Annotated in this window: 14 protein-coding genes and 1 pseudogene; 4 read left to right on the top strand and 11 right to left on the bottom strand. The window is 57.7% G+C overall.

The genetic code is table 11. The features are described from left to right. Window positions 1-34 precede the first annotated feature (34 nt). Together LCU97_RS26905 and LCU97_RS26900 are read left to right on the top strand one after the other, a co-directional pair. Window positions 35-1,066: pseudogene (locus tag LCU97_RS26905) on the top strand (HAMP domain-containing protein); the annotation flags it as partial. A gap of 93 nt (window positions 1,067-1,159) precedes the next feature. Beyond that, the gene (locus tag LCU97_RS26900) at window positions 1,160-1,924 is read left to right on the top strand and encodes a methyl-accepting chemotaxis protein (RefSeq protein ID WP_408636416.1); all 765 of its coding nucleotides are present in this window, start codon (window positions 1,160-1,162) and stop codon (window positions 1,922-1,924) included. Here LCU97_RS26900 and LCU97_RS18100 read toward each other — a convergent pair. The 6 genes from LCU97_RS18100 to LCU97_RS18075 all read right to left on the bottom strand — a co-directional run bounded on the left by LCU97_RS18100 (window position 1,921) and on the right by LCU97_RS18075 (window position 11,269). Next, window positions 1,921-2,127, bottom strand: coding sequence for a hypothetical protein (locus LCU97_RS18100; RefSeq protein ID WP_232777427.1), 207 nt, complete (start codon window positions 2,125-2,127; stop codon window positions 1,921-1,923). The two genes, LCU97_RS26900 and LCU97_RS18100, sit on opposite strands and share 4 nt — an antisense overlap. Window positions 2,128-3,062: 935 nt before the next feature. Continuing rightward, window positions 3,063-4,529, bottom strand: a complete 1,467-nt coding sequence (locus LCU97_RS18095; protein WP_232777383.1) for an FAD/NAD(P)-binding protein — start codon at window positions 4,527-4,529, stop codon at window positions 3,063-3,065. A 27-nt stretch (window positions 4,530-4,556) separates the two neighbouring features. Further along, complete coding sequence (cysC, locus tag LCU97_RS18090; RefSeq protein ID WP_232777382.1) at window positions 4,557-5,189, bottom strand: adenylyl-sulfate kinase; 633 nt, start codon at window positions 5,187-5,189, stop codon at window positions 4,557-4,559. Between the two features lie 26 nt (window positions 5,190-5,215). Then, window positions 5,216-6,223 (bottom strand): NAD(P)-dependent alcohol dehydrogenase, encoded by a 1,008-nt coding sequence (locus tag LCU97_RS18085; RefSeq protein ID WP_232777381.1) that lies wholly within the window; start codon window positions 6,221-6,223, stop codon window positions 5,216-5,218. Further along, complete coding sequence (locus LCU97_RS18080; RefSeq protein ID WP_232777380.1) at window positions 6,220-10,296, bottom strand: SDR family oxidoreductase; 4,077 nt, start codon at window positions 10,294-10,296, stop codon at window positions 6,220-6,222. The genes LCU97_RS18085 and LCU97_RS18080 overlap by 4 nt, the downstream gene beginning before the upstream one ends. 37 nt (window positions 10,297-10,333) lie before the next feature. Next, window positions 10,334-11,269, bottom strand: coding sequence for a DMT family transporter (locus LCU97_RS18075; protein ID WP_053154178.1), 936 nt, complete (start codon window positions 11,267-11,269; stop codon window positions 10,334-10,336). A 92-nt stretch (window positions 11,270-11,361) separates the two neighbouring features. Here LCU97_RS18075 and LCU97_RS18070 point away from each other — a divergent pair, with 92 nt between their 5' ends. Further along, complete coding sequence (locus tag LCU97_RS18070; RefSeq protein WP_053154176.1) at window positions 11,362-12,267, top strand: LysR substrate-binding domain-containing protein; 906 nt, start codon at window positions 11,362-11,364, stop codon at window positions 12,265-12,267. Here the strand turns inward: LCU97_RS18070 and LCU97_RS18065 are convergent. From LCU97_RS18065 to LCU97_RS18045, 5 genes are read right to left on the bottom strand one after another with little or no spacing between them, the layout of a single operon-like run. Next, a complete protein-coding gene (locus LCU97_RS18065; protein ID WP_232777379.1) occupies window positions 12,250-13,410 on the bottom strand; it encodes an aromatic ring-hydroxylating oxygenase subunit alpha in 1,161 nt (386 codons plus the stop codon). The two genes, LCU97_RS18070 and LCU97_RS18065, sit on opposite strands and share 18 nt — an antisense overlap. Window positions 13,411-13,445: 35 nt before the next feature. Next, window positions 13,446-14,549, bottom strand: a complete 1,104-nt coding sequence (locus LCU97_RS18060; protein WP_053154170.1) for a mandelate racemase/muconate lactonizing enzyme family protein — start codon at window positions 14,547-14,549, stop codon at window positions 13,446-13,448. Next, window positions 14,546-15,913, bottom strand: a complete 1,368-nt coding sequence (locus LCU97_RS18055) for an NAD(P)-dependent oxidoreductase (protein ID WP_232777378.1) — start codon at window positions 15,911-15,913, stop codon at window positions 14,546-14,548. Before LCU97_RS18055 ends, LCU97_RS18060 begins: the two co-directional genes overlap by 4 nt. A gap of 23 nt (window positions 15,914-15,936) precedes the next feature. Next, window positions 15,937-16,866 (bottom strand): 2-oxoglutarate and iron-dependent oxygenase domain-containing protein, encoded by a 930-nt coding sequence (locus LCU97_RS18050; protein ID WP_232777377.1) that lies wholly within the window; start codon window positions 16,864-16,866, stop codon window positions 15,937-15,939. Window positions 16,867-16,882: 16 nt separating this feature from the next. Next, window positions 16,883-17,572 (bottom strand): class I SAM-dependent DNA methyltransferase, encoded by a 690-nt coding sequence (locus LCU97_RS18045; protein ID WP_053154164.1) that lies wholly within the window; start codon window positions 17,570-17,572, stop codon window positions 16,883-16,885. 471 nt (window positions 17,573-18,043) lie between these two features. On the opposite strand from LCU97_RS18045, the gene LCU97_RS18040 reads away from it, so the two are divergent. After that, a complete protein-coding gene (locus LCU97_RS18040; RefSeq protein ID WP_232777376.1) occupies window positions 18,044-18,499 on the top strand; it encodes a hypothetical protein in 456 nt (151 codons plus the stop codon). The last annotated feature ends 295 nt before the right edge of the window (window positions 18,500-18,794 follow it).

The following is an 18,794-nucleotide window of genomic DNA, read 5'->3' as shown; positions in this document are numbered from 1 at the left end:
ACTGGACATCAAGACCTTGGAGAACCCCCTAGCAATGAACAAAAATATGCGTTTCAGCCATAAAATCCTGCTTGCCGCCGCCTTCATCGTCCTTGCTGCCTTTGCCTCGTTCACGTTGTACAACGACTATTTGCAGCGCAACGCCATTCGTAAAAACCTGGAAAACTATCTGCAGGAAATGGGCGGAGTGACCGCCAACAATATCCAGACCTGGTTGAACGGGCGCAGTCTGCTGATCGAGAACCTCTCGCAATCGGTTGCCCTGAATTCCGATGCCGACAACGTTGCCAGACTGCTAGAGCAAAAAGCCGTGACCTCGACCTTCAGGGGAGCCTGCCTCGGCAGCAAGGACGGCTCTTTCATCATTCGCCCGGACAGCAAGATGCCCGATGGCTATGACCCGCGTGTACGACCTTGGTACAAGATCGCGCAAGGCAGCAGCGGTTCGGTATTAACCGAGCCCTATATGGATCTGGCCTCCGGACAACTGATAATTTCCATTGTCGACAGCGTTATCAAAGACGGCCAAAATATCGGAGTGGTCTGTGGCGACCTGACTTTGCAGGCGATCGCCGACAGCCTTGGCACCCTGAATTTCAACGGCATGGGTTATGCCTTCCTGGTCAGTTCCGAAGGCAAGATCCTGGTACATCCCGACAAAGCGCTGGCAATGAAGTCGCTCCAGGATATCTACCCACAAGACACGCCGGCCATCAGCAGCGCAATAAACGAAATTCAGGTCGACGGCAAAACCCGCATTGTGACTTTCACCCCGATCAAAGGCTTGTCATCGGTCAACTGGTACATCGCTGTTTCGGTCGACAAGGAAAAGGCCTACTCGATGCTCAGCGATTTCCGTACCTCGGCAGTGATAGCGACGATCATTACTGTGGCCATCATCATCGCCCTGCTGGGCCTGCTGATTCGCATCCTGATCCAGCCATTGCACGTCATGACCCGCACCATGGCCGACATCGCCAACGGCGAAGGCGACCTGACCAAGCGTCTGACCATCCAGAGCAATGATGAGTTCGGCACCCTCGGCACTGAGTTCAACCGCTTCGTCGAGCGCATTCACGGCTCGATACGCGAAGTGTCCTCGGCCACGGAGCGAGTCAACGAAGTGGCGTTGCGTGTGGTCGCGGCTTCCAACTCGTCGATGGCCAACTCCGACCAGCAAGCCTCGCGCACCAGCAGCGTAGCAGCCGCCATCAACCAGCTTGGCGCAGCCGCCCAGGAAATCGCCCGCAACGCCGCCCAGGCATCGAACGAGGCCAGCGCTGCCCGCAGCCTGGCCGAGGATGGCCAGCAAGTAGTGGAACGCAGCATCGTGGCGATGAATCAGCTGTCGAGCATGCTCAGTGCCTCCAGCAACAACATTGAGTCGCTGAACAGCAAGACGGTGAACATCGGCCAGATTCTTGAGGTGATCACCAGCATTTCCCAGCAGACCAACCTGCTCGCCCTCAACGCCGCCATCGAAGCGGCCCGTGCCGGTGAGGCCGGGCGTGGTTTCGCGGTGGTCGCCGACGAAGTCCGCAACCTGGCGGACCGCACCCAGGAGTCGGCGCAACAAGTGCAGACCATGATCGAGGAGTTGCAAGTCGGCGCCCGCGAGTCAGTCAGCACCATGAGCGACAGCCAGCGTCATAGCCAGGACAGCGTGGAGATCGCCAACCTCGCCGGTAAACGCCTGAACAGCGTGACTTTGCGTATCGGCGAAATCGACGGCATGAACCAATCGGTGGCCACCGCCACCGAGGAACAGAACGCCGTGGTGGAATCGATCAACGTCGATATCACCGAGATCAATACACTGAATCAGGAAGGTGTGGAAAACCTACATTCGACGTTGCGGGCCTGTTCCGACCTGGAACAGCAAGCAGCGCGGTTGAAGCAGCTGGTAGGCAGCTTCCGGATTTAGGGTTTCTTCAACGACAAGTCCGCGCCTACGGAGATAGGTTCGGACTCATTCTGCACTTTCTCCCAGAGCTCCTCCGCGCCGGTAAATTCGGTGTCATCTTCGGCACTCAGGTCATCCGGGCCGTAACGACCCAAGCAGCCCTCGCCTAAGGTCGCCGGAGCTCTGGATGCCGCTTTATCCAGTGGATCAGCCCATTCCCCTATCTCATGCTTAAAATGCGCGACTGCTGCCGCACCAACCGATTAGTTCAGCATGTTGTAGATAGAGCTCGCTAGCATGGCTTGGAATCGTCTTTTTTTGCTCTCTATATGAATCGCCCCGGGTTTCCTAGACACTCTCCAGGCTCGCTGCGTAACGCTTTTCAAACTCTACCGGTGACAGTAGTTAACGCCACTCACTCCAGGCAGAGCCGGAATGCGGAGTCCTCCGGCCTGCTGCTTTGTACTCGCTTTAGGACTCGTCTCGAATTGGTCCTACGCAATTGATACCGTCGGCCGGACGACTGCTCTTCCGAGTGGCTGTAGGTAGAGCTCGCAAGCATGGCTTGGAGTCATCTTTTTTTGCTCTTGATACACCCTGAAAACAAGTCCAGAATCAAGTTCATTCCTGCAGCAGGAATAAAAGAACCCCCTTAGATTTCAATGGGTCGGACGCCAGATGCGAGTCTCGTTTCCCGCTCCAAGATTCAGAAAAAAGCCACTCAGATGAGTGGCTTTTTTTTTGCCTAAAATTTGTGTGCAGGGGCATGGAGTGGTTAGCGTTTTTGAGCAAAGCGCCCTCGAATCGCTTCTGAGGCGTAGCTTCTCACCTTATTCATCCCCCAAAGACGTTGATATCATTCTATACACCTCTGGGCAGGGGAGGTTGGGACGTCTTCGGAGCGGCCTTATACCTTGCTCATCCTGTGAGAATGGCTTTGTCAGCTTGACCTTGGGGCCCTCATTGGCAGATTCCGTATCAACTTTTAAATTCGCTCAGGTACTTGACGACCCGTTCAGCTTTCTGGGCAATTGGGCTTCGTCGCGTTCGAACGACTGGAAAAGAATGCTGGCGGTGGCATTTGCTTCTCCACCCGGTGCCGACAAATCCTAGGGTTGAGCCCGGGATCGTTGGTCTGCTCTGGCTCTATCCGCTACTGCTACGTTCGCCTTCCTGCCTGTGGCGTGCTTTTCCGGTCACTGGCAATCGACAACTGGTCTTGAGGCGTTTCACGCAGCTTGGGACGCAGTCCATTGCTCACAGGTGCATCTGCTAGCAAAGAGGTCACGCGGGTGGCCAACTTGATAGAAAAACGCCGCAGCTCGGGTACTGCCGTGGCCTCCCAATACTGGGCTTTGAGCATGGGGCCCACGTAACTAAGCCAGGGTATCGGTTGATATTGCTGATCCAGTACGCACAATTGCTCGTCCACCTGGATCCCGAAACCACAAGGGGCGGCGCTGATAAGTCCTTGCTTCAGCAAATTATTGACCAAGGGAGACTCGACTCGCTGGATATCGAGATTGGGACCGGTGCAATTGATAATTCTGCTGACCTTGAGCGATTCAGTTGCCTGGTCGCTGCGCCGTCGAAAGTCGACAATCAGGCCTTCGCCCAGCAGCGCCACGTTAATCAGCCTGCCGGCATGAATGGTCAACTGGCCATTGTCCAGATAATGCTGAAAATGTTCGAAAGTCGCAGGTGCCAAACGGTGACGGTGGACGTCCCACCAAGGCTGGACATGTCGCAGGAATTGTCGCTGCTGCGCGGTATCCATCGCCGACCAGAGTTTTTGTACCCAGGGGCGTAGGCTGTCAACCACGGCTCGCCAGTCGCCGCCTTGGTGCTGGTGCGCTTTGACCCGCTTGCGCAGCGTCGCCATCAATTGTCGAGGTGAACCGCGTCCCAGGTGCACTGGAGCGGAAAGAGGCGCGATGGCCTCCTGAAGATGACCCAAGGGCAAGAGCCCGCGCCGCGAGAGTAGATGGATAGGGCCTCGATGGCCCTTTTGGACGAGCTGCAGCGCCATGTCCACCGCCGTCAGGCCAGTGCCGATCAACAGTACCGCGGTGGCTGGATCAGACGCCAAGCAAGTGGGTGGTTCCCAGGGATCGTGCGCATAAGTTTCCGGGCGCAAGGTCTTGTTCAAGTTGCAGCAGTCGGCGGGAGGGAAGTTGCCAAAGGCGAGGATCACATGATCCGCCTCAAAAGTATGCCCGTCTGACAGCTTGAGCTGGGCGCCGTCGCCGTAGGGTTGCACCTGTGTGACCTGCGCGACAATCCGTGACAGTTGTACGCCAGGATTGAATCGTTCAGCGCTGTCGAGGACATCGTTCAAGTAGCTGCCATAGAGGCTGCGACTGACGTATGAGGTGGGCTCGACATCGTAGTGCCGGCTTTTGCAGAACCTCAGAAAGTCTTCCGGAACGTCGTCCAGCGCGCTCATTTTTCCAACGCTGGCGTTCAATAAGTGGAGGGGGCTGTTGGTGCCGTAGGCCAGCCCTCGGGCCATAGCCCGCGTGCGATTGATCAATATGATATGCAGGTTGGTGCAACCGCTGCGCAGGATCTGTGCCGCGGTGGCCACACCACTGAAACCGGCACCGACGATGACAAGCGTCTTCATGATAGTTGCCCTGTGGTGACGTAATGGCTAGTTCCAGCACCGACGGCGGTGCAGGAATGTTTCGATAGTGTGTGCTGCCTGCTCGACAGAAGCCGCTGCGCTATCGATCACGATGTCGGGAGACAGAGGGCGCTCATAAGGGGAGTCGATACCGGTGAAGTTCTTGATCAGGCCCTGACGTGCCTTGGCGTATAGCCCTTTGGGATCTCGTCGCTCCAGGACTGCCAGTGGCGCATCAATGAATATCTCAATGAAATCGTCAGGGGCGAAGAGAGCCCTGGCCATGCGCCGTTCTTGTTCGAAAGGCGAGATCAGGCATACCAAGGTGATCACGCCGGCGTCCACCATCAATCTGCCCACCTCGGCCGTACGCCTGATGTTTTCCTTGCGATCGTCATCGGCAAAGCCCAGGTCGGCGGTCAGGCCCTGACGAAGCCGGTCGCCGTCCAACAGGCAGGTGTGTAGTCGATGCTTATGCAGGTTGGCCTGGACCCGGTTGGCAATGCACGACTTGCCCGCGCCGGACATGCCGGTGAACCACAACAGGAGAGAACGATGGCCTTTCAGGTCGGAGTGGTCCTGACGTCCGATTTCGAAGTCATGGAGGACCAGATCCGAATGTGAATGAACGGTAGGCGGTAGTGCCAGCGAAGAGGGCATGAGGTATCTCCGTGGAGCTTGTATGATCAGAGCTCAATGACCGCGCGATAACGCACCTGGTTGTTGCGCAGCGCATCCAGGGCATGGTTGATGCGTGTCGCCGGGAAGGTTTCGACCAACGGCCAGACGCGATGCTCGCTGGCAAATGCCAACATTTGCAGCATGTCGTGACGCCCGCCGACGTTGGCGGTGGAGACGGTCAGGGTTTTGTAGGTCATGGCTGCGATGTCCAAGGTGATCGGGTTGGGCATGCCGGCAAAACACAAGGTGCCGCGGGGGCGCAGCAAGGCGATGGCGCTGGCCCAGTCCTGATCGTTGGAGGCGGTCACCAGCAGGAAGTCCAGGGTGTTTTCCTGTGCGTGCAACGTGGCCGGATCCAGGGTGTGGAAGTGGCGAGCACCCAGCTCCATGGCCTGGGCTTTCTTGTCTTCTGAGCTCGACAGCGCGGTCACGGTGCACCCGAACTTGGAGGCGAACTGAATGGCCAGGTGGCCCAGCCCTCCAATCCCCAGAACGCCGACCCGCATGTCCGGACGCGTACCGTGCAGCAGTGCGGTGAACACGGTCTGTCCTGCACAAAACAAAGGCGCAGCCATGGGGGAGGGCAGTGCGTCGGGGATGGCGAATACAAACCGTGCGTCGCAGGTCAAAAAGTCCGCGAAGCCCCCTCGGTGCCCATCGCTGCAGGTAGGCACCACGTTTGGGCAATGCTGCTCTTCACCCTTCAAGCACCACTCGCAGGCCAGGCATGCACCTTTGTACCAACCGACGCCGACCCGTTGTCCCAAGGCGAGCCCCGCTACCAAAGATCCGGTGCGAACTACTTCCCCTACCACCTCATGACCACACACTTGTGGGTATTGAGATGCTTCGCCCCAATGACCTTCGATCAAATGCAGGTCACTGGTACAGGCTCCACAATGGGTGACCCGGATCTCGACTTCATTGGGACCCGGGTCCGAGCGTGGATAAGTAAAAGGCTTCAACGGCGAGCCCGGGCTATGTGCCGCCCATCCGGTGGTGGTATGCGTCATGGGGTCTCTCCTGCGTGTAGGTGGAGCGCCGTGAAGTATTGCTGCGTCCATTCGGCATCGATCACCGGGCATTTCAGATGCGCGAGTTGTAACGGGGCCGGATGGCTGAAATGCTCGAAGTCGGTGATGATCATCGGAAGAATCAGCGACGTGCGCTGGAGCACGGGGTTGCCGGGTGCCTGGGTCTTGAGTCTGGCTTGCCATTCGGCCAAAGGGAGGGCAGTGAACCGGCTCGTCCCCAAGAGTGTCTGGATCCAGGTGCAGATCTGTACCCAGCGGGTGTTCACCGGGTTGTAAAGGTGATGGATCGGTGCCGAGTGCGTCGTCGGCTGGCCGAGGGCGCAATGCACGAAGATCCGGGCGACATAATCGACCGGCGTGAGATTCAGCGACCAGTCGCTTTGCGCTGGCCAGGCCTTGAGTGCGAGGCAGCTTCGAATCATCAGTCCGACGTAGTCGTCGGGGTTGATGCGGTCGCAGGCACTGGCCTGGGTGGGGGCGCTGATGTCACCGCATCGCAGGATGTTCAGATCTATCCCTGTCCGTTCACAGAACGTTATCGCCACGCGTTCGGCAACCAGCTTGGCTCGGTTGTAGCCGGTCGTCGGGATCGTTTCCGGCAAGGTCGAGGCGAAGATGACGCCGGCACCGCCCAGGGCAGCCAGGCGCAGCATCTCCAGGACGCCGCCTACATTGGTTTCGGCCAGGCGTTCATAACGCTTGAGCCAGTTGACCTCGGCGCCGCAATGAATGATGCAATCGACTTCCGAGGACAGTTGCCGGTGAGCCTCGGGTGACAGGCCTAGCCTGGGTTGGCTCAGGTTCGCAGCCACAACCTCTACTGGCCCCAGATCGGCCACCCGCTGCTGCGCGTGAGCCGGGCTATCGGCCCGCACCAGGCACAGAATGCGCTCCACGCCCGTCGTCTGTTGCAATTGGCGAACAATCATCCGTCCCAGGTACCCCGTAGCCCCTGTAACCAGGATCGTTCGCCGTGCCTGGCGCGGCGGCACATGCGCCACAGGTGCTTGCAGCCGGGACAGGTAAAGCTCGGTTTCGGCATCGACCGAGAAGGGGGCCTCCTGCACGGATTCCCCTTGGAGCCTAAGAGCGAGCAACTGCGTAATGCCTGCCAGGGTCGCATTACGGGTGATGTCGGCAACAGACAGATCGGCGCGGAAAGTGCGGTTAATCAGGTTCATCAGTTCCAGCAGCAACAGGCTGCCGCCCATCTCGAGGAAGTCACTGTCATGGCCCAGGGTGACACCCTGAAGGTGCAGGCAATCGCCCCACAAGGCGGCGACCCGGGATTGCAAGGGCGTGAGCGACGGTTTGTCATCCGGAAGAGAAACCAATGGCTGGTGCAGCAATAGGTGCGCGCCCAGGCGCTTCTGGCTGGCTCCGGCCGGGATCGAGGGGCTCAGGTAATAGGCTACCGGAACGCTGAAAGCGGGCAGGTGTTGACTCGCCCAATGCCGCAGCACGGTGGCCAGGGGCGGATGTTCGGGGTCCGCCGGCGTGACGAAGGCGACCAGTTGCAGGTCAAGCCCGTCGCCTCGCGTGGTGACCAAGGCCGTGCGTACCTCGGGGTGAGCAACCAGGACACGTTCTACGTCGCTGCTGAATACCTTGAACCCACGCAGCTTCAAATGCGTGGTGCTGCGGCCCAGCAGATGGATGTTTCCGGCCTCGGTGAGTCGCACCATATCACCGGTACGCAGCAGCCGTCGGGCCAGTTCCGGCTGGGTCAGCGCCAGCGGGTTGGTTATGAAGGCTGCCTGATCGGCCGCATCGTCCTGGAGATAACCCGGTGTGAGTCCCGGTGAGTGCACATAGAGTTCGCCGGGACTGCCCAGGCGAACGCATTCAAGTGTCGAGTCCAACACGTAGGCCTCGGTGCCGGGGGTGAGGTGCAAGCGGCCTGCGGGGCCGATCAGGGCGACGTCCCCGGCTTCGTTCGAGCCATACAGATCGAGTATCCGGCAGTGGGGCAGGCAACGTTCGAGTTGTTCGCGAATCGCGTCGGGCAGTTGCTCGCCACTCAGCCAGAGAGTGTGCACGGTGCGAAATGCCTGTTGGAACGCCTGCTCGTTTTGCAGCAGGCCGGCTACCAGGCTGGGCGTTATCATAAGTTGAGAGAGACGGCTGTCCTGGATAAAGCCTGTGAGGGCGTGGGGATCCAGCACCATGGCGTCCGGAATCAGGCAGGCAACCGCACCGCTGAAGATAGGGTAATACACATAGCCGGTCATCCAGGCATTGAGCCCCACACGGTCACCGGGTCGGATGTGCTGTTGCCAGAATGCGAGGGAATCGAGGCGACCGTTGTCAGCAATAGTGACCACCTTTGCCATGCCCGTGGTGCCGGAGGTCAGCAAACCATAAGCGACGTTCCCGAACGGCTGCGCCCGTAGCTCGCGCGCTTCGCCGCAGTGCTCCGGCAGATGGTCCAGCACCAGCGACCGGTAGCGGTCTGCCAGGGGCTTGAGGGTGAGGGTATCTCCCACCACGGCTACTGGGTCGAGTTTCGCCAGGATGTCCGCGGTCGCGTCGGTACCGTACCAGTGAGGGATGTCCAGGTATGGCCAGCGCAGCAGGCTGCAGGCGGTCATGGTCACCAGCGTGCGCAGGTCCTTGTCCAGGCGTATTGCGACCCAGCCCCCATGGGGGCACATGTCTAGGAGGCGCTCAGCCAGATTGCAGGCCTGGGCATTCAGTTCGCGAGCGCTCAGGCTGTGTTGGGGGCTGACCGCGACAATGCTGTCTGGCGCATCGCACAGCAACGCATGCAGGCGCGCGTGCCAAGAGGGGGATGGTGCGCGGATTGAGGCGTTGAGACATTGGGTCCTGATCTGCTGTTGGCGGCTGTGTTGGGCTGCCGCCCATTGATGCTGGGCAATCCGTGAGCTGATTTCATCCGTCGCCGGGTTATCTCGCTCGACGATGATCAACGCAACTTCGGTCTGGCGTGCTTGCGGGCTGTCGGGGCAGATCAGGCAGAGCTGGCGATGACCCAGGTGCCTTACGAACTCAAGCGACACGGGTTCTTCAGCGGTCGTCAGTGTCACGAGGGGCAAGTCTTGCAGTTGTTCGACTTCGCGGGTAAGCGCATCGAAATGACTGTGCGCAGGGCTGCTCAATAACCAGACAGCATAGTCGTCAGGCAATTGCGCTGCCCACCGCAAGGCACGTAGATGCTGCTGCCTTGTCGACGCCAACAACAGCACCCGTAGCCGTGCCGCTACCGGTTCATAAAGGCAAACGAGGTGATCCGCCATAGATGGCGCCCGTTGCCAGGCGGCCGCCAAGTGGAAGAACCTGTAGAGGGGCTGTTTGTCCCGCGCCGTGGATTCGACGGTTTCCGGGAAGGTGATTTGCGGGTGCGCGACTTGGGCAAAGCCGCAGGAGCGCTCGGCATCGTCATGCCAGCCTTGGAAAAACTGCCACTGTTCGACCTTTTCCGGTTCCCAGCTCAAAAGGCGAGGCGAAAAGTCGATACCGGCAAAATCACAAAAGCGCGCCAGGGTGCCTCGCGTATCACCCATCAAGTCGGCATCACTGTCCAGGTACAGCACCTGGTTGGCATCGCACTGTTCAAGTACCCGCTCATGGATGCGAGCCAGCTCATCGAAGCCGGATTCATCCGCGTCGAAATAGGTCGTGCCGCCGCTCTGGCTGACACGGTACAGCGACCGCATCACATCCAACGGTTGGCGGACCAGGAACACATGCCTGAACTGTGCCAGCCACGTGCTATCAACCGAATCGAAGTCGACGAAGTAGGCAATTTCCTTGGAGAATTGCAAGCGGTGTGGTGGTGCTGGAGGTTCACCGAGCAATGCCATCGCATCGACGTAGTCGGTGATTCCGGGCGGCCCGTTATTGATCCGACGGGTTTGTTCAATCAACGCATGTTTTTCGGGAAAATGCTTGGCCAGGAAGGGCTCGGAGAGCCTTTCATGCAACACCCTGACGTCTGGGTGCTGCATTACGGCCCGCTCGAAAGCGGTAGAGCGGCTGCGAGACACCGCCCACAGGATCACATTGGGCAGGTAATGAGATGACGTCAGCATAAACAGCTCCTTGTTAAGGCCTGTGCATGTGAAGCGTTCAGCGAGTGGCGGTGGGCTTTTTCAGCAGGATGAAGCCTGAAATCAGGATCAGGGCCAGACCGGCCGCGGTGCGGCCATTGAGCACTTCGTTGAACAGCAAGGCCCCCCAGGCGATGGCGAAGATCAGGTAGGTGTAGTCGAATGCGCCGATGATCGAGGTTTCGCCGATTTGATAGGCCCGGGCAATGCCGGTGCTGACCAGTACCATCAGGACCGCCAGCAGCACCATCACGCCCCAGTCACTGATCGCCATCGGCGACCAACCGCCCACCAGGAAACGCAGGCCCTCATTGCCCGGTAGGTGAGGGCCGGTCTGTGCGACGACAACGCTGCCGACCATGCCCATCAATAGCAGGACGATGTTGAGAGCCAAGGCCAGGTGCATCGGTACCTCCTTCGCGCACTTGCCCTTGGTCACGACCGCTGCGAGCGCATAGAAAATGGCCGCGAGCACGGGCAGCAGAGTCCATAGGTTGAAGTCACCCTGACTTGGCCTGAGTGTGACCACGACCCCGACGAACCCCACCAAGATGGCCAGCCATTTGCGCGGTGTGACATGCTCTTTCAGGGTGATTGCCGAGAACAAAGCGATAAACAGAGGTGTCGTATAGATTGCCAACGCGGCGATGGTCAGGCTGATAAAAGGCAGGGCGCTGTAAAAGGCGATCCACATCAAGGCAAGCAACAGGCTTCTCGTTCCTACCCACAAGGGGGAGAGTGGCCACTGTTGCGTTGTGTCGCGGCGGTACATCAATAAGGCGGCGAGCATGCCAATGGCCAGGAGCGAGCGGATCACATAAAGCTGCCACATCGATGTCTCGGTACTGGTGGCCTTGATAAGCGCGTCTGACACTGACAACAGGAACACCGAACCCACGACGATGAGGATGCTTTGTCGGTTTTCGGCGGCCGTAACCGTTGTTGTCGCAGACATGACGGGTCCTTTATGTGATCGACCTCAAGGATTCTGATTGAGCTCGAATTGCAGTTAAAGTGACTTATGGTTACGCAGGAGGAATGAAAATTATGGATAACTTCAAACGCTCACTGCCCCCACTTTCCAGTTTGGTTCCCTTTGAAGCCGCGGCCCGTCTGGAAAGCTTTTCCAAGGCCTCGGACGAGTTGCATCTCACCCAGGCAGCGATCAGTAAACAGATTCGAGCCCTGGAAGAGTTTCTCGGTGTCGCGTTGTTTATCCGTAGAAATCGAGCCGTATTCCTGACCGAGGCGGGCGCCGAGTTTCGCGACGCAGTGCGCACGGCGTTCCTGGGCATTGCGTCGCGGGCCGAAGACCTGAAATCAGGACGACACAACAGCGAAATCGTCCTGGAGGTTCAATTGTGCGAAGCCTTCTACTGGTTGACGCCGAATATCTCACCCTTGCACAGGAAGTACCCTGATCTGGAGGTTCGCCTCAATGCGTCCATCCAGCCCATTACCGAAACCGCCGAAAAATTTGATATCGCCATCCAGACCTCAGGCCGGCCATCCGGCGATCACACTCTGCTGTTTACCTTGAGTGATGACGTGTTTCCGGTATGCAGTCCCGGTTACCTGGCATCTTTGGGTGACCGGCCACTGACCTTGCAGACCTTGGCGGACTTGCCTTTGCTGCATCATGTCGCCACCCCCCAGTATTGGAGTACCTGGAGCGACTGGCTAGGGGAGTTCCACATCAGGGCCGGAGAACTCAAGGGCAAGTTCTATGACAGCTACCCGGTCATGATGCAGGCCTGTGTCGAAGGCCTGGGTTTCGCCCTTGGGTGGCGCCGGACCAGTGAAAAGATGCTAGCAAGTGGTGAACTGGTGCGTCCTTTCTCCGAATCGATTCATCTCCCGGAAGCCCTGAGTGTGTACAAGTGGCGTGATGAGAACCTGAGTCCGCCGGTTCGCCAGGTACTGGAATGGTTGACTTCATCCTTCGGGGAATGACCCCTCCCGGCCTGCGTGCAGCAGTCCCAACGCAGCCAGGGTTTTTTTCTGAATGTCGTGTACAGCATGTTCGCTGTTGGCTCCCAATGCTGGGTCGACGATGAAGCGACCTTGTTGGTAGCCATCACTGTTCAGGCCACGCTGTACACTGGCGCACAAGGGAATATCTTCCTCACGGATCACGGCGACGAAATCGATCACCTCCTGCTCTTCCTGAGAGGGTAGTGCTTGCGTGCAGAACCATTCGACTACCTGAAGGGTCTTGTCGACGCTGATTGGCAGATGATGCAATACATTCATGTAGCCCCCGGGGTAGACCTCCAGGCAGAAGTTCGGCCACAGATACCATGCGCCGAATTCGCGAGACCGTGTTGAGCTTTCCTTCATCGTATAGCCCTGGTTCGCACCACTGTCGCTGCTGAGGTGGGCGTGATAGTGCTCGTGGATCGCCAGGTGATAACTCTTCAGGTCAAGGGTCGCCGTCGAGAGTGTGGGATGGCACATCGGGCAGTGGTAGCACTCCGAGTAGTTTTCCACGGAGACTTTCCAATTGGACTGCACGCCATATTCTTTGGAGTAGGCGTGAAACAGCTTTTCCGGTGCTGGTGAGAAGGTTCGAATTGATGCTTCAAGACCAGGCAGCAAGGCCTGCATAGGCCGCGCGTGCAAGTCGAAGTTGATGAATATGAAACCGCAGAATACGTCCAGGCGTACCGGTTTGAGTTGAACCTGATCCGTGCTGAAGTCTTTGAGGTGTTCGGATTTACGGGCGCTGATCAACTGTCCATGGGTATTGTAGGCCCAGGCATGATAGGGGCAGGTCAATAATCCAGGTACATGGCCGCTGCCTTCCACCAGTCGATGCGCGCGATGCTGGCAGACATTATGGAACGCCTGCAGCGTACCATCCTTGTCCCGAACCACGAGAGCACTGCGGCGGCCGAGATCGCGCACTCGATAGTCACCCGCGTTGGGCAGGGCGGAGATGTGGCAGACGTATTGCCAGGTACGTGCAAAAATCGCTTCCATTTCCCGGTCGAATAACTGGCTGTCAGTGTAATGTTCGTTAGGTAAGGTAAAAGACGCAAAAGGGTCGATGTCGAACCCGCGAACCAAGTGCAAGGGTGAAGGGGCGCTGGTCATGGGACCTCCATGGATCAGGTTGAAAACCGTGAAGTTCATCCGTACTGTGCGACGGGATGCTCGAACTGCCGAGGGTCAAGGGTCAGTCCCAGACCTGGGCTGTCACGCAGGTAGGCACGTCCCTGGCTGATTTCGAAATCCACCTCGGCCAGTCGTACCTCATGGTGTCGGCAGCAGTTCCAGCTGGCGCGATGCAGGCGGCCGGGAGTCGAGGCGGCCAGGTGCATCACGGCACTGTCACTGATCTGTGTGCCGCCGACGTCTTCGATGTTCATCCGGATGCCGTGGTAGGCACAGAAGTCCCGAAGTTGCCGGGCTTTGGTCAGGCCCCCGACGCGGCCAATCTTCAACCCTATCAACTGGGCGATGTTCTGGCGCTGGCCTTGTACCAGGTCACCAAGGGTAACGATGGATTCGTCAAGAATGATCGGGTTGCGTGTCAACTCACGCACGGCTCGGCACTGTTCCATTGATTCGCAGGGCTGTTCGAAGCACACAGTTGGGTCCTTCACGCTGTTCATCACGGAGACGGCCTCCGCCACTGTCCAAGCACGATTGACATCGAACGTGATGACTTCTCCGGGCAGGCGCTGCTCAAGCAGGTGCCGGATCTGGGCGACATCCTCATCCACCCCGATGCCGACCTTGCAGGAGTGGGTGCGATAGCCCTCACTGCGGGCGAGTGCCAGATAGTTCGCCATCTGCTCTGCGTCGTCGGTGGGAATGCTGCTTTGCAAGGCAATCGACGCTTGGAACCGGCCGCCGAGCAACGCATATATCGGCAATTGGCAGTGTTTGCCCAGGATGTCCCAGCAGGCCAGGTCAATTGCTGCTTTCACATAGGGATGACCCGGTAGCATGACATCCATGCGTGCATTGATCTGATCCAGGTGCAAGGGGTTCTCCCCAAGCAGGTGCGGTGCCAATTCGTCGATGCCGGCTCGCACGCCTTTGGCGTAGGCCGGCAAGTAAGTGGCACCCCAGGGGCAACTCTCGCCGACGCCCACCAGACCGCTGTCCGTGGTGATCAGGACGATGGTGGTGTCGAGTGAGTCGTAGTGCAGGCGACCGCCGCTGAGGCTGTACTTGTTCTTGAGTGGTACATCCAGTTGGTAGACCTTGATAGAGGTGATCTTCATGGCGTGACCACTCCCTCTCGCAACCCATGGCCGACTGCCTGGGCAGGGGACGGGAAGCCCAAAATCGACTGATGAAAGATTTGCTCGATGACGGGCAGTTGCAACGCCTGCTGGAGTTCGCCAACGGCTGCAATACTGTCCAGACACGGCTCGTAGCTATCCAGGTGCTCGGCAACCCAGCTGGGGCCGCAACTCCAGTTCACCACCTGCTCGATCAGGGCGTCCGAGAGGCCCATTGCGCGGCCGATCTGACAGGCCTCGTCGAGGATGACCTTGTTGATGCAAGCCAGAAACTCCACCAGGTGCGAGGCCAGTTTGATCTTGTTGTCATTGGTGAATACAACGCCTGAATGGAACAGCGGTGCGAGGGTGGGTGTGATACGGCCCAAGGCGTCTTCAACCACATCGCCGCTGTGGCGATAGTTGCGATTGGCACCATAGGGCGAAGGGGCATGAAAATTGGGCAGGGTGAGGCACAGTTCGTTTTCCCGCTCACTCAAGGCGGCTACTTTTACGTGATTGTCCTGGCTGTCGAACAGCTTCCCCGCCTGGCAATAGCGCTGGGCGACGATGCGTCCCAGCGGCATTGCCACCCCCAGTTCATCGGCCAGTGCCTCGGTGAGGCTCGTGTCCTTGATGGTGATCTCCAGCGTACAGGAATGATCGTAGCTGGCGTCGAATATGAACGGAGTCAGCTGGTTGCTGACAAAGCAGTTTCCCCGCGAGACTTTCACGTAGTCCCACAGCCAATGCAGGGGAATATCGTTGGCCCTGGCTATGATCAGCAATTCGGCCCATACCACGGTGGCGGTGTAGAACAGCAGGTTGGTGAGCAGCTTGACCGATTGGCCGGCTCCAATTTCTCCCACATAGAAGGATTTGCGGCCCATGGTTTCAAGCATGACCTGGCTCAAGCGGTAACCGCGTTCATCACCGCCAATGTAGAAACACACATTGGCGAAATCCACGCCCATATGTGACAGGTTGCTGACGGGCGCTTCCAGGCTGAAGATGTTTTTTTGCCTGGCCAGTTCAGCGATATGACGGGTGTTGTGATAGTCGGTGGTGGATGTGTCGATCCAGACCGTCCCTTGAGCCATTCCTGCCAGGGCGCCGTGCTCGCCCGTCATGTTTTCCAACACGTGGTGCGGTAGCGGCAGGCAGGTCACCACGATCTGGCATGTGTTAGCGCACAGCGCGGGGGTGTCTTTCCAGGAGGCGCCCAACTCGATCACCGGGCGAGCATGCGTGGGGTCGATATCGTACACCTGGACCTCGTAGCCCGCGTTCAACAGACGTTCTATCAATGGACGGCCCATGTTCCCGGTACCGATGAAGCCGACTTTCGGCTTGGCAGCTTGCATATCGATTCCTCCTGATGGTGGGGTCAAGCGAGTTCGCGAGCCCTGCCAGCACCCTGGCCGGTTACCCAGATTGAGTTGAAGTTTTCAAGCATGACTTGCTGGCACGATACGACCTGGTCGCTGCCCAGAGGGTTGAACTCAGCGTCCACGTTCGGATATACAAAAAACGGCAGCGACACCCTGCCGCTGTTCGCACGGTGGATGACTTGGTGGGGTGTACTGGTAAAGAGGCCATTACTCCACTTCATCAGCATGTCCCCCAGGTTGACCACCACCTCCTGCCCGCGAGGCGGTACATCGATCCAGCGTCCTTGGGAAAAAGCGCGTAGCGCGCAGGCATCACCAGCTTCCTGGAACAACAAGGTGAATATGCCGTTGTCGGTATGTTTGCCCGCGCCACTGCGCTGGGGTGGGTAGTACAGGGCGCGCTGGATCAATACTGGGTCGGAAAAGAAGGGCTCGAAGAATCGCTTGTCCAAGCCAAGTGCAAGCGCCAGCCCTTGTAATAATCGAGGCACCACGTTGTGCATGACTTGATCCTGCAGGGCCAGCATCGTCTTGGCGAAACCGGGAGCCGTTTGCTCGTCGGGCAGCAGGTTTGGGCCGGTGAAGGGCTTTGCACAACTCGGGGCCTCCCTTCCCATGTCGAAGTGCTGTTTACAATCGGGGCCGGTAGGAGCATGCAATGTCTCACCAAAGGTATGTACATAACCCCGGCAGGTTCTTGGACTGACCTGTTGGTAGACGTGGGAAAACTGATTCTTGATCTCCAGCGGCAGGGCGAAAAACTGTCGTGTCGCAATAAATGCCTGATCGATTAAATGCGGATTTATACCGTGATCAGTTAAATAAAAGAATCCGTCCTGAATACAGGTTTCCCGCAGGCGCCGCACTTCATGCGTCGTATCGATAGACTCAAGCATCTCAAGTGAAATACGATTCAAGGCGTCCATGCTCTGGTTTCCTTATTTATTGGGCAACTCTAAATGCCAAGTAGTGAGCGTGTACCTCATCTAAATAAGGAGCATTCATCAGTGACGGTAGGGGTGAGATTTTTTTTGCCGCGACTAAACTGTCCAGCATGTTCGCGAAGTTTTCTGCTTCATAGAACGTGCAGCGCGTGCTGAACAATAAAAGTCCGCCTGGGGCGGTCATGCGGATAAGTTCGTGAATGGCTTCTGTGGGCAGGTGACCCTCGATGAACGCACCACAGCACAAAGTTGCGTCATACTGGTTGTCCGCAATCAATGTGTTGTGTTCGGTCAGGTCCACCCCACCGTACAGAGCCCTATACGCCTGGGTTTGACGCGCCAACCGGGTCATCGCCGGTGACAGATCGCAACCTTCTACGGCGCTAAAACCTCGCTGGACCAGCTCTTTACCCACGAGTCCGGTTCCGCAGCAGGCATCCATGATGTGCAACGAGCTACGTAGTTGTCTGTTGTTTTCGTCCACGTTGCCAAGAAGTGATGTCAGCAGGTCGCTGATCATGCGTGGGCCGCAATAATTCTCCTCCAACACATCATTGTCGTAATCAACAGACCACGTTTCATAGTAATCCCTCAGGCGAAAGTAGTCGCGATTGAAGTTTAGAGCGCGATTGACTGATGTTGGGGTACTGGCGTTGGAACTTCTCGTGACGTGATTTTCGCTGGCCATTCTGTATTCTCCGGAAAATTATTTTTCAGGTTGAATGAATCAGGGTGGTGGCGTAAGTGGGTGTTTATTCTTATTCGCTGGCCGCTGCACTGTAAAGGCCAAATAGATGACTTATCCTTCAGGTTTTTCCTACATGGTTAACCAGATGTTATAGATGCCGTGGCAGGAATTTGACGGAAAGCGCTATTGCTCAGGCTTTCGCTGAAGGCATTCGGGAACTCTTCGCTGGTCGCGAATTTTCCATAGCTGTAGCCACCGTCAATAGATTGGAAATCTCAATTTTCAATCTGAGCCTTATCTTACAAGTTATAGAGCACGATATGACGTGGCTTCCAAGTGACCCACCATGGGGGCTGTCAGCCGGTTGACAAGCTAATGTCGTGGTAGTCTTCATGTGTGCTCCCTGGCAACGGACTGTGCTTACACTGGGGCGGTCCGCACCGTCGAAGTATTTTCCATAGGAGGTTTCGCGTGCTCTGGAAGTCAAATCTCGTAATGCTCGCCTTGTCTGCCGTTGCCTTTTCGGCGCAGGCTCAGTCCGATCGTCAAGTGGTCGAGGACATGGTGACTCGTTCGGCCAATGTTTGCCCAGGCCACAGCACCGAGCGCACCACGCCCGCGGTGAAGGCGGTGCCTGTCGGCGCGTTGCGGGTTATGCTTGAACGTGGCCTGGTCATGTGTCCCGATCGGCGCCTCGACGTCGACGCGCCAGTTGTGTTCTATGGCAGAGTTGGCGTATTTGAATGGAACCCAGAAGTGCCTGAAAGCTCCGAGGTGATCGCCAAGCAGATCGACGCCATGACCCGCAAGGACGAATATCCCTCGGACACTTTGGTTTGGGACGCCAAAGGTATGCCCCTTGAGCAGCGCACTGTGCCAGCTTTTGAACCCAAGCCAGGAGCTGCTGTGCTGTACCAGGTACGGTAAGTCGTGTCGACGAGGCGCGTGGAAGTAAGGGGCCGGTTGGTTATGGCCTCTTGAGAGTCTGGCGCGGGTAAAGAAGTTAGAGCGCTACGTTTAGCACCCGCGTCACGGAACCCGATCAAGCAATTACCTGAAGATTCAGGAGCAGTTCGGTGAGGAGCCGCTTCAACAGTTGCTTGAGCTGCTCAGTAAGTTGAAGAGATTACACGGTTTGGAGTGATGTTCTTCCTGCTCTGATCAGTGCAGCGCGCTCTTGGCATGGCAAGCGAAAGTGCGGCATTGTCCACGCATAAAAAAT

The organism is Pseudomonas uvaldensis, assembly GCF_021271205.1.
In the GTDB taxonomy this organism is placed as follows: Bacteria; Pseudomonadota; Gammaproteobacteria; order Pseudomonadales; family Pseudomonadaceae; genus Aquipseudomonas; species Aquipseudomonas uvaldensis.
Note: the sequence above shows the minus strand (reverse complement) of the source record. Positions and strands in the feature narration are given on the sequence as shown.

Bases quoted from the DNA above. Each gene is read 5' to 3' on its own strand.
- LCU97_RS26900 (WP_408636416.1), top strand. From the start codon at position 1,160: ATGGCCAACTCCGACCAGCAAGCCTCGCGCACCAGCAGCGTAGCAGCC.
- LCU97_RS18095 (WP_232777383.1), bottom strand. From the start codon at position 4,529: ATGAAGACGCTTGTCATCGTCGGTGCCGGTTTCAGTGGTGTGGCCACC.
- cysC (WP_232777382.1), bottom strand. From the start codon at position 5,189: ATGCCCTCTTCGCTGGCACTACCGCCTACCGTTCATTCACATTCGGAT.
- LCU97_RS18085 (WP_232777381.1), bottom strand. From the start codon at position 6,223: ATGACGCATACCACCACCGGATGGGCGGCACATAGCCCGGGCTCGCCG.
- LCU97_RS18080 (WP_232777380.1), bottom strand. From the start codon at position 10,296: ATGCTGACGTCATCTCATTACCTGCCCAATGTGATCCTGTGGGCGGTG.
- LCU97_RS18075 (WP_053154178.1), bottom strand. From the start codon at position 11,269: ATGTCTGCGACAACAACGGTTACGGCCGCCGAAAACCGACAAAGCATC.
- LCU97_RS18070 (WP_053154176.1), top strand. From the start codon at position 11,362: ATGGATAACTTCAAACGCTCACTGCCCCCACTTTCCAGTTTGGTTCCC.
- LCU97_RS18065 (WP_232777379.1), bottom strand. From the start codon at position 13,410: ATGACCAGCGCCCCTTCACCCTTGCACTTGGTTCGCGGGTTCGACATC.
- LCU97_RS18060 (WP_053154170.1), bottom strand. From the start codon at position 14,549: ATGAAGATCACCTCTATCAAGGTCTACCAACTGGATGTACCACTCAAG.
- LCU97_RS18055 (WP_232777378.1), bottom strand. From the start codon at position 15,913: ATGCAAGCTGCCAAGCCGAAAGTCGGCTTCATCGGTACCGGGAACATG.
- LCU97_RS18050 (WP_232777377.1), bottom strand. From the start codon at position 16,866: ATGGACGCCTTGAATCGTATTTCACTTGAGATGCTTGAGTCTATCGAT.
- LCU97_RS18045 (WP_053154164.1), bottom strand. From the start codon at position 17,572: ATGGCCAGCGAAAATCACGTCACGAGAAGTTCCAACGCCAGTACCCCA.